We start from the raw sequence: 13334 nt of genomic DNA on the forward strand, positions 1-13334 counted from the left end.
GACTGGGCTTCCCCACGGCCTCTCGGCACGGCGACCGAGCTTCCTCACCGCATCAAGCTCTCCGTCGCGGCAACCCCCGACGAGAAGCAAGCAGCGAAACCCAAAACGCCCGTCAGGATTCCGACTTAACAGCCTTCCGAAGCTCCTTAGGCAACGCGAACGCGATCTTCTCGTTGGCCGTGGTCACCTCGTCGACCTGCCCGTACCCGCGCTCGGCCAGCCACTTCAGCAGGTCCATCACCAGCACGTCCGGCACCGAGGCCCCCGACGTGACGCCGACCGTCGCGACGCCCTCCAGCCACGACTCGTCGACCTCGGACGCGAAGTCGATCAGGTGCGAAGCCGACGCTCCCGCCTTCAGCGCGACCTCCACCAGCCGCTTCGAGTTCGACGAGTTCTTCGAGCCGACGACCAGCACCAGGTCGCACTCGGGAGCCATCGCCTTGACCGCGACCTGGCGGTTGGTGGTGGCGTAGCAGATGTCGTCACTGGGCGGGTCGGCCAAAGTCGGGAAGCGGTCGCGCAGCTGGTCGACGCGTTCCATCGTCTCGTCCACGGACAGGGTCGTCTGGGACAGCCAGATCACCTTCGACGGGTCGCGCACGTCCACCTTGTCGACGTCCTCGGGCTTGTCGACCAGCTGCACCTTGTCCGGTGCCTCGCCAGCCGTGCCCTCGACCTCCTCGTGGCCCTCGTGGCCGATCAGCAGGATGTCGTAGTCGTCCTTGGCGAACCGGTTGACCTCTTTGTGCACCTTGGTGACCAGCGGGCAGGTCGCGTCGATGGTGCGCAGGTTCCGTTCTTCGGCCTCGGCGTGCACCGCGGGCGAGACGCCGTGCGCGGAGAACACCACGAGCGCGCCCTCGGGCACCTCGGACGTCTCCTCGACGAAAATCACGCCGCGTTCGCGCAGGGTCTCGACGACGTGCCGGTTGTGCACGATTTCCTTGCGTACGTACACCGGCGGCCCGTACAGCTCGAGCGCCTTCTCGACGGCGACGACCGCGCGGTCAACGCCGGCGCAATACCCGCGCGGCTTCGCGAGCAGCACGCGTTTGGCGGCGCCGGACCGGGAGATCGTCGGGGTACCGGCGGGTTCGGTTCCGGGACTCGCAGAAGTCATGCCTCCAGGGTACGGGCAGTGCCGATCCGGGATCGAAGTCCTCGTTCGGATGATGGCGGCGGCCATTCAGGCTGTGCCGGGCGTCACGTCCGGCGCCCCTGGCCACCCGTTCGGTTGGGCAGGACGGCCCTGATACGGCACGCTGGACCCATGAAGCCACTCCCGCTCCCCCTCCGGGTCGCCGCGGGCCTCGCCGTCACCACCGCCGAGCGGGTTCGTGAGCTCCCGAAGCAGCTCACCGGCCTGCCGGTCACCGTCGTGAGCCAGGTACTGCAGCTGTCCATGCGCGTCCAGCAGCAGGTCACCGAGCTGGCCATCAAGGGCGACGACGCGCTGTCGATGCTGCGTCCCGTCGAGGACACGCCCAGCTGGGCGACGTTCGACGAGGACGCCGTGCCCGAATTCACTCCGTCCCGGCCCACGCTCGTGCCGGTCGACGACCTGCCCGGGCCGCGCACCAACGGCCACCGCGCGCAGCCGCCGGACCTCGCCGCGGAAGCCATCGACGACCCGTGGGTCGAGGAGACTCGCGCGCTCGCCGAGGAGCACTCCGAGGGCGAGAACGACAGCTCCGGCCCCGCTGGCCTGGGCAATTACGACGAGCTCACGCTGCCGCAGCTGCGCGCCCGGCTGCGCCGGCTGACCGTGCCGCAGCTGGAAGAACTGCTGGAGTACGAGAAGGCCAACGCCGACCGCGCGTCGTTCGTCGGCATGCTCGCGCGGCGGATCGGCAACGCCCGCAAGGCCGAGGAACAGCCGGGCGACCCCGCGGAAGGCCAGTGAGCAACGACCCCGCCACCAGCGCGGAGAACCCCTGGCCGGTCCGCACCGTCGCGCGCAAGATCGGCGACTGGGTCCACCGGCTCGGCGACGTCTGGGTCGAAGGCCAGGTCACGCAGATGAACGCGCGGCCGGGCACGCAGACCGCGTTCCTGACCCTGCGCGACCCGTCCGCGGACGTCTCGATGTCCGTCACCTGTCCGATGTGGCTGGTGCGCGAACTGCCGACGCCGCTGCGCGAGGGCGACCGAGTGGTCATCCACGCGAAGCCGTCGTTCTTCTTCGGCCGCGGCACGCTGAGCCTGCGCGCGGACCAGATTCGCGCGGTCGGCATCGGAGAACTGCTCGCGCGGATCGAACGACTGCGCAAGCTGCTGGCCGCCGAAGGCATGTTCGCCCGCGAACGGAAGCGGCCGATTCCCTTTCTGCCCAAGGGAATCGGGCTGATCACCGGACGCGCGTCGGCGGCCGAGCGGGACGTGCTGGCGAACGCGCAGGCACGCTGGCCGCACGTGCTGTTCAAGGTGCTGAACACCGCCGTGCAGGGTACGCAGGCGGTTCCGCAGATCCTTCGCGCACTGTCCATTTTGGACAAAGACCCGGACGTCGACGTCATCGTCATCGCCCGAGGAGGCGGCAGCGTCGAGGATCTGCTGCCGTTCTCCGACGAAGCGCTGTGCCGGGCGGTCGCGGCCGCGGGCACGCCGATCGTCAGCGCCATCGGCCACGAGCCGGACACTCCCCTGCTCGACCACGTCGCCGACCTGCGCTGTTCCACCCCGACCGACGCGAGCAAGCGCATCGTGCCGGACGTCCGCGAGGAGACCGCGCGGGTGCGGCAGATGCGCGACCGCGGCCGTCGCGCGCTGCACGGCTGGGTCGACCGGGAGACGCGCCTGCTGACCCAGCTGCGCAGCCGTCCGTCGCTGGCCGATCCGCTGGGGCCGATCGAGCGCCGCCTCAGCGACGTCGAAATGCACCGCGAACGCGGCCGTCGCGCGATGCTCGGCCTGCTCGCCAAGGACCAGGCCGAGGTCGCGAACGCGCGGGGCAAACTGGCCGCGCTCGGCCCGGCGGCCACGATGGCGCGCGGATACGCCGTCGTCCAGTTCACTGATTCCGAGGGCAACCTCCACGTGCTCCGCTCCGTCTCCCAGATCGAGGACGGAGCGCAGCTGCGCGTACGGGTCGCCGACGGGGCGGTCCGTGCGGTGGCCGAATCCGTCGAGCCGACGACACCCGCACCGGAAGGAGACCGGCCGTGATGCACCGGGCCCCGGCGTTCCTCCCGCTCACGGTGGACGCCGCCGCCCGGCTCAACGCCGGTCTCCTGCTGCGCCAAGCCCTGGTCACCGACCGCGCCGCCGACGAATGCTGGACAGCACTGCTCGCGGGCTGCGGCACGGCGGCCCGGCGCGGGCTGGCTCCGCAACTCAGGCGGCTGTCCGAGGCGACGTCCGAGCACGTCGGCGTCCGGTGGTGGTTCGCCGAAGGAACCGGGCACCGGCGACGGGTGGCGAGCGCGCAGGAGAACCTCGAAGACGCCATCGCGGACGGTGACGGACAGGAGTTCGCGCTGGCTTTCGTCGGGTACGACCACGCGATGGCCAGCGCGGTGGTCGCATGCCCGCAACGAGCGCGTTTACCTCGTTAGCAAGAGTTTTTGCCAGGCCCTGCAGCTCGTCACCCGATGTAACAACTCGGGTGATCAACACGTCTATTCGCTCATTCACGACGAAGAGAGCGAGGCAGGACGATGACAGCTGACCCGGGCACATACCCGCAACCGATTCCAGACCCGCCGCCCACGACGCCCAGTCGCGCCAAGCTCTTCCTCTGGATCGGCGCGCCGCTTGTCTTGGCGGGTGCACTCGCCGCTGTCCTGATCGCCGTGTTCGGAGCAAGCACCGGGCCACTCAACGGCACTCTGTCACTTCGGTGCGATATGCAATGCATCAAGTCGACCGCCGACGGATACGACGGCTACCGCGACATCAGCGACGGCGCACAAGTGACCCTCGTAGACGAAACTGGCCGGGTCGTCGCGACCACGGCGTTGCACCGCGGTGGCGGCGCGACCGACATCGTCGACGGCGTCTGGGTTCGGGCCTTCACTTTCGAATTCACCGATGTCCCCGATGCCGAGCGCTACGGCGTACATTTCGGCAACGACAGTCGCGGCACGATTTGGAAGGACGCGGACGATGCCAAGCGCAATGGCTGGCAGCTGAGCCTAGGAGACTGACCGAGCGTCCCCGGAACCCCAGCCGGACGCGGTAGTCTGCGCGAACAGCCCCGTGCACCACAAGGTCGGAGAACGTGAGCGAAGCAGACACCGCCGGACTCGGTTACGAGCAGGCCCGCGATCAGCTCGTCGAGGTCGTGAAGGAACTGGAGGCCGGCGGGCTCTCCCTGGAGCAGTCGCTTGAGCTCTGGGAGAAGGGCGAACAGCTCGCCAAGGTGTGCGAACGGCATCTGGAAGGTGCCCGCGAGCGGATCGAGGCCGCGCTGGCCTCGGTGGAGACCGACGACGCAGAGTGACGTGCACCATGCGTGGCTGAATCGGTCAGGTGGTCTACGGATCTGACAGACTGGGCACCCGCTGACGAACCGTGTTCCGGGAGGCCACCATGACCACCGCCAGTGACCGCAGCCGACGCGAAGCGCCTGATCGCAACCTCGCCATGGAACTGGTGCGGGTGACCGAGGCAGCCGCGATGGCGGCCGGCCGCTGGGTCGGCCGCGGCGACAAGATCGGCGGCGACGGGGCTGCCGTCGACGCGATGCGCCAGCTCGTCTCCACCGTCTCGATGCGCGGCGTCGTCGTCATCGGCGAGGGTGAGAAGGACGAAGCGCCGATGCTGTTCAACGGCGAAGAGGTCGGCAACGGCGACGGTCCGGACTGCGACGTCGCGGTCGACCCGGTCGACGGCACCACGCTCATGGCGAAGGGCATGCCGAACGCGCTGGCCGTGCTCGCGGTCGCCGAGCGCGGCGCGATGTTCGACCCGTCCGCGGTGTTCTACATGGAGAAGCTGGCCGTCGGCCCGGACGCGGCGGGCAAGGTGGACATCTCCGCCCCGGTCGCGGAGAACATCCGGCGCGTGGCGAAGGCGAAGAACTCCAGCGTCAGCGACGTGACGGTCTGCATCCTCGACCGGCCGCGGCACGACCAGCTGATCAAGGAGGTCCGCGAGGCGGGAGCCCGGATCCGGTTCATCTCCGACGGCGACGTCGCGGGCGCGATCGCCGCGGCCCGGCCGACCACCGGCGTCGACATGCTGCTCGGCATCGGCGGCACGCCCGAGGGCATCATCGCCGCGTGCGCGATGAAGTGCCTCGGCGGCGAACTGCAGGGCAGGCTGTGGCCGAAGGACGACGCGGAGCGCGAGAAGGCGCTCGCCGCCGGCCACGACCTTGACCGGATCCTGCTCAACGACGACCTGGTCACCGGCGACAACGTGTTCTTCTGCGCGACCGGCGTCACCGACGGCGACCTGCTGCGCGGCGTCCACTACCGGGCGGGCGGCGCGACGACGCAGTCGATCGTCATGCGGTCCAAGTCCGGGACGGTCAGAATGATCGACGGCTACCACCGGCTCGAGAAGCTGCGGGCGTACTCGTCCGTCAACTTCGACGGCAACCTCGACCTCGACGAGGACGAGCGCGCGGTGCCTCCGCTTCCCTGATCTGCCAAGGAGTTCCCGGTGTCGAAACGGCTGTTCGCGCTGGCGCTGACCGTCCTCGCCGGAGTCGTGCTCAACACCGGGACTTCGACGGCGGCGCCTTCGATCGTCGGCGGAACCGACGCGGACCAGCCGTACCCGTTCGCGGTGTCCCTGCACACCTCGGGCGGCGCGCTGTTCTGCGGCGGTTCGCTGATCACGCCGACCTGGGTGGTCACCGCGGCGCACTGCCTGTCCGCGAAGGACCCGGCGACGATCGGGCTGCGCGTCGGCAGCAACGACGCGGACGCGGGCGGGGAAACCCCGAAAGCAGCGGAATTCGTGCTGCACCCGCATTTCAACGCCGAAACACAAACCGGCGACATCGGCCTGATCCGGCTGACCGCACCGGTGAAGGCCGCGCCGATCGCGATCGGCGGTTCGGCCGCACCGGGCACGGCGGTCCGGGTAATCGGCTGGGGCCAGACGTGCGCGACGCCGAATTGCGGGCCGGTCTCGAAGTCGTTGCGCCAGCTCGACACGCAACTGGTGCCGGGCGCGAAATGCACGGCGGCGTTCGACGGGACGTCCGAGCTGTGCACGGAAAGCCCCGGCGGATCCGGCTCGTGCTACGGCGATTCCGGCGGCCCGGAACTGGTCCGCGACGGCGACCGGTGGGTGCTGGCGGGAATGGTCAGCCGCCCGGGGAACCGCTCGTCGACGTGCGCATCGGCTCCGTCGATCGCGACGTCTGCGGTGGCGTATCAGCCTTGGATCGCGGAGAAGACCGGCTGAATCACTCGACGTTAACGACCGGAGCTCTTGTCGAGACGCTTCGAGAGTTCCCTTTCAGTGCTCTATTGACAATAGTTAACGGGTTGTTCCCATAAGCCATGCAGTGGACGAAGTGACTGGACCACCTCATATCCCGGTTGAAGTCGACGATGACATCGACCTCTCCTAGCTCCGTCACACCTCGCGCATACGCACCGAAGACGTAGACGGCTTCCACGAGACACACCGGCCACTCGTCTCCGCCCACTCGACCCAGCAAGTCTTCCAGCAGGGCCGTCGCTCTGCGCCTCTTCACGAGTCGCCCTCTACTGCGTCACTCGACGTTGCTCGAATGCCCCGGGAACAAATGCGCCTCCGGATTCAACGCCACCGCGATATTGTTCACCGCCGTGGCCGCCTCCCCGAACCCGGTCGCGATCAGCTTCACCTTCCCCGGATACGCCGCCACATCCCCCGCCGCATAAACGCGCGGCCGCGCGGTGGCCATCGTCGAGTCCACCGAAATCGCCCGGTGATCGATTTCCAACCCCCAGCTCTCGATCGGTCCCAAATCCGCAGTGAACCCCAACGCCGCGACCACAGCGTCCGCGCGCAGCTGTTCGTCCTCGCCGCCCTTCACTGCCACGTCGACCGCCGTCAAAGAACCATCGGGGGCCTCGACAAATCGGGACACCTCCGCATCGGTCACCAACCGCACGCCCAGCTCCCGTACCTGCCGCACGATCGATTCCGCGGCCCGGAACTTCGCGCGGCGGTGCACGAGCGTCACGCTCGCCGCGACCGGATGCAGCGCCAGGCACCAGTCGAACGCCGAATCCCCGCCGCCGACCACAACGACGTGCTGGCCCTCGTGGGCCGCGAGCGACGGGACGAAATGGACCATCCCCCGGCCTAGCCAGCCGTCCCCGGCGGGTAGCGGACGCGGCGTGAACTCGCCGATGCCCGCGGTGATCAGGACCGCGCCCGCGCGCAGCACGTCGCCGCCGTCGAGGGTCAGTTCCAAGCCGTCCCCGACGCTCTCCAGCTTCTCCGCCTTGCGGCCGAGCAGGTAGTCCGGCTTCCACGGCGCGACCTGGTCCACCAGGCCCCGCACGAGATCCCGGCCGCGGACCGCGGCGAACCCGCCGACGTCGTAGATCATCTTCTCCGGATACATCGCGGTGACCTGGCCGCCCGGTTCGGGCAGCGAATCGACGACGGCCATCGAGAGGCCGCGGAATCCCGCGTAGTAGGCGGCGAAGAGGCCGGTGGGACCGGCTCCGATGACGACGAGGTCGTAATCCATGAGGCTCGCTCCATGCCAGTGGTGGGTGGCGGTGATCGAGAACACAACCGAGCGTACCGGGGTGGGCGACAACACCCGGCCAGAAAACGGAATCGGGGCCAGAATCGGGGGTATGGCTGAACAGGAATACCGGATCGAACACGACACGATGGGTGAGGTCCGCGTCCCGGTCGACGCGCTCTACCGCGCGCAGACGCAGCGTGCCGTCGAGAACTTCCCCATCTCCGGCCGCGGTCTCGAGCGCGCCCAGATCCGCGCGCTGGGCCTGTTGAAGGCCGCCGCCGCCCGCGTGAACGCGCGCCTCGGCGTCCTGGACGCCGACGTCGCCGACGCGATCGCCAAGGCCGCCGACGAGGTCGCCGAGGGCAAGCACGACGAGCACTTCCCGATCGACGTCTTCCAGACCGGTTCGGGCACGTCGTCCAACATGAACGCGAACGAGGTCATCGCGACGCTGGCCACCCGCGCGCTCGGCCGCGACGTGCACCCGAACGACCACGTCAACGCGTCGCAGTCCTCAAACGACACCTTCCCCACGACGATCCACGTCGCCGCCACCGAGGCCGTCCTCACCGACGTGGTCCCGGCGCTGGAGCACCTCGCCGGCGCGATCGAGGCGCGCGCCGGGGAGTGGAACGACGTCGTCAAGTCCGGCCGCACGCACCTGATGGACGCCGTGCCGATCACGCTCGGCCAGGAGGCCGGCGCGTGGGCCGCGCAGATCCGCTTCGGCATCGAGCGGCTGCAGTCCGGTCTGCCGCGGCTGGGCGAACTGCCGATCGGCGGCACCGCGGTCGGCTCCGGCCTGAACGCGCCGGACGGCTTCGGCGCGGCCGTGTCGGCCGAGCTGGCGCAGATCACCGGGTTGCCGCTCACCGAGGCACGCAACCACTTCGAGGCGCAGGCGACGCAGGACAGCGTGGTCGAGACCTCCGGGCACCTGCGCACGGTCGCGGTGTCGCTGAACAAGATCGCTAACGACCTGCGCTGGCTGGGTTCCGGCCCGCGCACCGGGCTGGCCGAGCTGGCGCTGCCGGACCTCCAGCCGGGTTCGTCGATCATGCCGGGCAAGGTCAACCCGGTCATCCCGGAGGCGACGCTGCAGGTCGTCGCGCAGGTCGTCGGCAACGACGCGGCGGTCGCGTTCGCCGGTGCGGCGGGCAACTTCCAGCTCAACGTGAACCTGCCAGTCATCGCTCGCAACGTGCTCGAATCGGCGCGGCTGCTCGCGGCCGTCTCGCGGCTGCTGGCGGACAAGGTCTTCGCCGGGGTCACCGCGAACGCCGAGCGCGCGCGGCAGTACGCCGAGGGCTCGCCGTCGATCGTCACGCCGCTCAACAAGTACATCGGCTACGAGGAAGCGGCCGCGGTGGCGAAGCAGGCGCTCAAGAAGCTCAAGACGATCCGCGAGGTCGTGCTGGAGCGCGGGTACGTCCGCGACGGCAAGCTCACCGAAGCGCAGCTCGACGAGGCGCTCGACGTGCTGCGGATGGCACGCGGCGGCAAGTAGCGCTCAGCCGACCGCAGCGGCTCGTTCGGACAATTCCGGGCGAGCCGCTTCGCGTTTCCACAGTCCACATGCGACTCCAGCAGCAACCAGAGCGACACCGGCCAGGTCCTTGAGCGCGAACTGTTGCGCGCCGATCAACACCGCGACGGCCAGCCCGGACACCGGCATCAGCCCGATCAGCACGCCCGCCCGGTCCGCGCCCAGCTCCACGACGCAGCTGTACCAGAGCACGAAAGCCACCGCGGTCACCACGACGGCCAGCAACAGCAACGCGACGAGTTCGCGTGCGTTCGGCCACTGCCAGGCTCCAGCCGGATCGACCACCGTCCCGACCACGGAACCGCTTGCCGCAGCGGTGAAACAGCCCCACGTCGAGGTCGCCAACGGACCGAGTCGGCGCAGCAATCCCACTGCGAGCAGCGTGAACGACGCTTCGCACAACATCGCCAGCGCGGCCAGCGACAACCCCGGCGCGGAAGCGGATCCGCCGCCGGACAGGACCACGATGCCGAGCCCGGCCAGTACCGATCCGACGACTGGAGCGGCGGACGGACGGCGACCGTCGAGCATCGGCGCGATCAGCGCGAGCACGAGCGGGCTGGCCCCGAGAAACGCCGCTACCGCACTGGGTTCCGCGTAGCGCTGGGCCAGCAGCAGACAGGCCTGAAACCCGATCATCCCGGTCGCGGCGAGGCCGAGCAGAGTCGGCAGATCGCCGAGTTTCGGCCGCGGCAGCGGGCTGCGCGTGACCTTCGCCCAGCCGAGCAGCAGAAGGCCGCCCAGCGCGTACCGCAACGCCTGCCCGGTGATCACCGGATACCCGTCCAGCATGCCGGTGACCGGCACCGATCCGCCGACCAGCACCGCGCCGGCCACCCCTGAAAGCACCATCGACCGTTTCACGCAGCTCAGTCTTCAACCGCGAGTGGTCTATTCAGAAGGACCACTCGACACTGGCCTAACTGGACCACTTGGCCGTACTGTCATGGCCGTGGAAACGATCCGCGAGCTGCTGCTGCCCGCCGCTGCCGGAGGACGCCGGGGTCGCGCCGTCGAGGCCGCGTTGCGCGACGCGATCCGCACTGGACGGCTGGCTGTCGGCACCCGGCTGCCGTCGAGCCGCGATCTCGCTCGCCAACTCGGGGTCGCGCGCGGCACCGTCACCGCGCTGTACGAGCAGCTCACCGCCGAGGGCTACCTGCTGAGCAAGCACGGCTCAGGCACCCGCGTCGCGCCGATCGACGATCCCGCGCCAAATCCTCGTGTCAGTGCGACGAAATCGCCGACCTGGGAGTTCGACCTCCGCCCTGGGCTGCCCGCGTTGTCCGCCTTCCCGCGCGCCGAATGGCTTGCCGCCGAACGAGAAGCCTTGAACGCGACGCCTGACCTCGGCCTCGGCTACCCCGATCCGACCGGCCACCCGGCGTTGCGCGCGGAACTGGCCGCCTACCTCGGCCGAGTCCGGGCGTTGCCGACGAACCCGGACGACATCGTGATCACCAGCGGGGCCGCGGAAGCGTTGTCGCTGCTGGCCGACGCCTTGCCGGACCAGCGCATCGCCGTCGAAGACCCGAGCCACCACGGCCAAGCTGTCCTGCTGCACGACCACGGGCTGCGGCCCGTCGGGATTCCAGTCGACGACAAGGGCATCAACGTCGACGCACTGTCCACTTCAGACTGTTCAATCGTGCTCGTGACCGCCGCGCACCAGTTTCCGCTCGGCGTCGCGCTGCATCCGGAACGCCGTCGGCACCTGCTGTCCTGGGCGGCGGAAACCGGCGGGCTCATCCTGGAAGACGACTACGACGCCGAGCATCGCTACGACCGCCCCGCCCTCGGCGCGATGCGCGCACTCGCGCCGGATCACGTCGCCTACATCGGCAGCGTCAGCAAAGTGCTCGCGCCAGCGTTGCGGATCGGCTGGCTTATTCCGCCACGACGGCTGCGCGACGCCGTGGCCCGGGTCAAGGAAATGCACGACCTCGGTTGCCCGCCGCTCCCGCAAGCCGCGCTCGCGCATCTGATCGCCACCGGTGGCTACGACCGGCATCTGCGCCGCACCCGACGCCTGTACCGCGCTCGTCGTGACGCGCTTATCGAGGCCATAACGCAGCACCTTCCGCAGTGGCAGCCGGTCGGGATCGCCGCCGGACTGCACCTGGTCGTTCGCCTCCCGGACGGCACCGATGACGTACAGCTGCGGGAAAAGCTCGCCGCAGCAGGCGTGCATGCCCCTGCCTTGTCGACTTATTCCCATACCGCGGCGGGATATCCGGGTCTCGTGCTCGGTTATGCCGCGCTCCCGCCGGACCGGCTGCGCGCCGCCGTGGAGCGGATCGCGTCGGCCGGTTGAACCGCAGGTGAACACCTCGTGCACCCGGGAGGGGTCCCGCGACTGACGCTTAGTGTGGACAGTCTCGGAAGCGGGGGCAGGGGGATCACCGTGAGCTTCGGGGAAATAGTGCGCACACTCGCCGACGTGCTCACGTCCAGCCGCGGCCTCGTGCCGATCGCCGTCGTCGCGGGCGCGACGATCCTCGCGCCGATCATCGACCGCTACGTCATCCGCCGCAGGCGCGTCATCTACCGGGAACTCTACAACTCCAAAATCGGCCTCAATCCAGTTACGCTCAGCGATTCGGACAACGGTGCGGTGCAAGCGGATCCGGAGCTCGTGCGCACCGTGCAGCTGCTGGAACCGCTCAGCGTCGTCGTGATCCGCATCCGCAACACCGGCAGCTTCGACATCGGCCCGGACGACTGGGAACACCCGCTGCAGTTCACCTTCGGGCGGAGGGTGGTCTGGGACGCGCGCGTGTCCGACGCCAGGGACGGGTTGCGTGAAGTGGTCCGGAACGGACTTGAATTCTTTACTCATGATCAGCCTACGCCTGATCCCGGAACCGCGCGACTGTCCGGAGTGCGCGCATTGCTGCCGCAGCGAATTTCCGCTCTGCTGAGGCAAAACGACGCCCCGGCCGCACCAGCGCCGCAGTGGCACGGTGTACGCCTCGAACAGCTTTCGTTGAAGCGGCGGGAAAAGTTCAAGCTCGTCGTAGTCCTGCGCGAGCCGGACGACTGGCGGGGCGGGCCGCTTTCCAAGGAACTGGACGTCACCGGACGGCTCAGCGGCGGCCGGATCAAAGACGAGCGCAAACAACGCTGGCTGTCGTGGCCGGTCGTCACGGGAGCGATCGGAGTGCTGCTGACCGGAGCATTGCTGAGCATGCTCCTCGTCGCGGTGTCGCGCGGCTCCGAGCCTGGCTGTGGCAAAGGATCCCTTGCGGTGCACGGATCCAGCGCGTTCGCACGGATCATGAACAGCGTCGCGGACGAGTACCAGCGGCTGTGTCCCGGCGCGAAGATCCTGACGCAGGCAGTCGGGAGCGTGTCCGCGATGCGCGAGCTGGGACCGTTGCCAGCAGAACAAAAGGACAGCCTGGCAGTGCTGTCCGACGGCAAGGCTTCCGACGCCGGACCGGATCTGGTCACACAACCCGTCGCTGTGCTCGTGTACAGCCTGGTAGTGAACAAATCCGTGGGCGTCGACCATCTGAGCGGCGAACAGGTGCGCGGCATCTTCAGCGGGAAGTACACGAACTGGGCGCAGCTGCGCGACGGTCCGTCGGTCCCGATCCGGGTCGTCGGACGCGGGCAGGAATCGGGTACGCGCAAGACTTTCGAGGAGAAAGTGCTGGGCACGGCCGAGCCGGGACTGTCCTCGGACGACTGCCGGACGCCGACCCGCGACCCGCACGCCGCGGTGGTGCGCTGCGAACGCGGCACGACCGACGACCTGCTGCGCGCCGTCGGCGACGCCCCCGGCGCGATCGGCTACGCGGACGTGCCCGCGGCCAAGATCGCGGCGGCCAACGGCGGCCGGATCACCATGGCGAAACTCGACGACCGCTACCCCGACGTGACCAGCATCGACGCCGGTTATCGCTTCTGGACGGTGGAATACCTCTACACCAAGGGCGTGCCGGAGAACGACTCGCTGCTGAAGCAGTTCATCGACTACCTGCGCAGCAGCACGGCGCGGGCGGAACTGCAGGACGCAGGGTACACGCCGTGTGTGACGAAACAGGGGCTGCTGGACCAGTACTGCACTCGTCCGGATGCCTGACCAGCTGTTTTTCACCCGGTCGAGGCCAGGGCGGGAGTTTTTGTCGGTGG

13 protein-coding genes are annotated in these 13334 nt (G+C 69.0%); 10 read left to right on the forward strand and 3 right to left on the reverse strand.

The genetic code is table 11. From position 1 onward, the window contains the following. Positions 1-112: 112 nt before the first annotated feature. Positions 113-1123: a 4-hydroxy-3-methylbut-2-enyl diphosphate reductase gene (locus tag ACFORO_RS37440; RefSeq protein ID WP_354740122.1), complete on the reverse strand. Its 1011-nt coding sequence runs from the start codon at positions 1121-1123 to the stop codon at positions 113-115. 150 nt (positions 1124-1273) lie between these two features. Here ACFORO_RS37440 and ACFORO_RS37445 point away from each other — a divergent pair, with 150 nt between their 5' ends. The 7 genes from ACFORO_RS37445 to ACFORO_RS37475 all read left to right on the forward strand — a co-directional run bounded on the left by ACFORO_RS37445 (position 1274) and on the right by ACFORO_RS37475 (position 6363). Further along, positions 1274-1906, forward strand: a complete 633-nt coding sequence (locus tag ACFORO_RS37445; RefSeq protein WP_377873203.1) for a lipid droplet-associated protein — start codon at positions 1274-1276, stop codon at positions 1904-1906. Continuing rightward, positions 1903-3168 (forward strand): exodeoxyribonuclease VII large subunit, encoded by a 1266-nt coding sequence (xseA, locus tag ACFORO_RS37450; protein WP_377873204.1) that lies wholly within the window; start codon positions 1903-1905, stop codon positions 3166-3168. Before ACFORO_RS37445 ends, xseA begins: the two co-directional genes overlap by 4 nt. Continuing rightward, a complete protein-coding gene (locus tag ACFORO_RS37455) occupies positions 3168-3557 on the forward strand; it encodes a hypothetical protein (protein WP_377873285.1) in 390 nt (129 codons plus the stop codon). Before xseA ends, ACFORO_RS37455 begins: the two co-directional genes overlap by 1 nt. A gap of 102 nt (positions 3558-3659) precedes the next feature. Continuing rightward, on the forward strand, positions 3660-4148 hold the full coding sequence (locus ACFORO_RS37460; protein WP_377873205.1) for a hypothetical protein: 489 nt from the start codon (positions 3660-3662) through the stop codon (positions 4146-4148). A 74-nt stretch (positions 4149-4222) separates the two neighbouring features. Beyond that, the gene (locus ACFORO_RS37465) at positions 4223-4444 is read left to right on the forward strand and encodes an exodeoxyribonuclease VII small subunit (RefSeq protein ID WP_182889946.1); all 222 of its coding nucleotides are present in this window, start codon (positions 4223-4225) and stop codon (positions 4442-4444) included. A gap of 89 nt (positions 4445-4533) precedes the next feature. Beyond that, positions 4534-5592, forward strand: coding sequence for a class II fructose-bisphosphatase (glpX, locus tag ACFORO_RS37470; protein ID WP_377873206.1), 1059 nt, complete (start codon positions 4534-4536; stop codon positions 5590-5592). An 18-nt stretch (positions 5593-5610) separates the two neighbouring features. After that, positions 5611-6363, forward strand: a complete 753-nt coding sequence (locus ACFORO_RS37475; RefSeq protein WP_377873207.1) for a S1 family peptidase — start codon at positions 5611-5613, stop codon at positions 6361-6363. Positions 6364-6676: 313 nt separating this feature from the next. Here ACFORO_RS37475 and ACFORO_RS37480 read toward each other — a convergent pair whose 3' ends face one another. Further along, positions 6677-7648: an NAD(P)/FAD-dependent oxidoreductase gene (locus tag ACFORO_RS37480; RefSeq protein ID WP_377873208.1), complete on the reverse strand. Its 972-nt coding sequence runs from the start codon at positions 7646-7648 to the stop codon at positions 6677-6679. Between the two features lie 112 nt (positions 7649-7760). Here ACFORO_RS37480 and ACFORO_RS37485 point away from each other — a divergent pair, with 112 nt between their 5' ends. Further along, entirely contained in the window at positions 7761-9158 is a 1398-nt protein-coding gene (locus ACFORO_RS37485) for a class II fumarate hydratase (protein WP_377873209.1), read from the forward strand. A gap of 3 nt (positions 9159-9161) precedes the next feature. Here the strand turns inward: ACFORO_RS37485 and ACFORO_RS37490 are convergent, their stop codons facing one another. After that, a complete protein-coding gene (locus tag ACFORO_RS37490; protein ID WP_377873210.1) occupies positions 9162-10061 on the reverse strand; it encodes a DMT family transporter in 900 nt (299 codons plus the stop codon). A gap of 82 nt (positions 10062-10143) precedes the next feature. On the opposite strand from ACFORO_RS37490, the gene pdxR reads away from it, so the two are divergent. Together pdxR and ACFORO_RS37500 are read left to right on the forward strand one after the other, a co-directional pair. Beyond that, complete coding sequence (pdxR, locus tag ACFORO_RS37495; RefSeq protein WP_377873211.1) at positions 10144-11511, forward strand: MocR-like pyridoxine biosynthesis transcription factor PdxR; 1368 nt, start codon at positions 10144-10146, stop codon at positions 11509-11511. Positions 11512-11637: 126 nt separating this feature from the next. After that, entirely contained in the window at positions 11638-13284 is a 1647-nt protein-coding gene (locus tag ACFORO_RS37500; RefSeq protein WP_377873212.1) for a PstS family phosphate ABC transporter substrate-binding protein, read from the forward strand. Positions 13285-13334: the final 50 nt, after the last annotated feature.

It is taken from the genome of Amycolatopsis halotolerans (genome assembly GCF_042647905.1).
Lineage (GTDB): Bacteria > Actinomycetota > Actinomycetes > Mycobacteriales > Pseudonocardiaceae > Amycolatopsis > Amycolatopsis halotolerans.

What these genes read in the sequence shown, in the direction of transcription:
- ACFORO_RS37440 (WP_354740122.1), bottom strand. Translation starts at nt 1,123, where the DNA reads ATGACTTCTGCGAGTCCCGGAACCGAACCCGCCGGTACCCCGACGATC.
- ACFORO_RS37445 (WP_377873203.1), top strand. Translation starts at nt 1,274, where the DNA reads ATGAAGCCACTCCCGCTCCCCCTCCGGGTCGCCGCGGGCCTCGCCGTC.
- ACFORO_RS37455 (WP_377873285.1), top strand. Translation starts at nt 3,168, where the DNA reads ATGCACCGGGCCCCGGCGTTCCTCCCGCTCACGGTGGACGCCGCCGCC.
- ACFORO_RS37460 (WP_377873205.1), top strand. Translation starts at nt 3,660, where the DNA reads ATGACAGCTGACCCGGGCACATACCCGCAACCGATTCCAGACCCGCCG.
- glpX (WP_377873206.1), top strand. Translation starts at nt 4,534, where the DNA reads ATGACCACCGCCAGTGACCGCAGCCGACGCGAAGCGCCTGATCGCAAC.
- ACFORO_RS37480 (WP_377873208.1), bottom strand. Translation starts at nt 7,648, where the DNA reads ATGGATTACGACCTCGTCGTCATCGGAGCCGGTCCCACCGGCCTCTTC.
- ACFORO_RS37485 (WP_377873209.1), top strand. Translation starts at nt 7,761, where the DNA reads ATGGCTGAACAGGAATACCGGATCGAACACGACACGATGGGTGAGGTC.
- pdxR (WP_377873211.1), top strand. Translation starts at nt 10,144, where the DNA reads ATGGCCGTGGAAACGATCCGCGAGCTGCTGCTGCCCGCCGCTGCCGGA.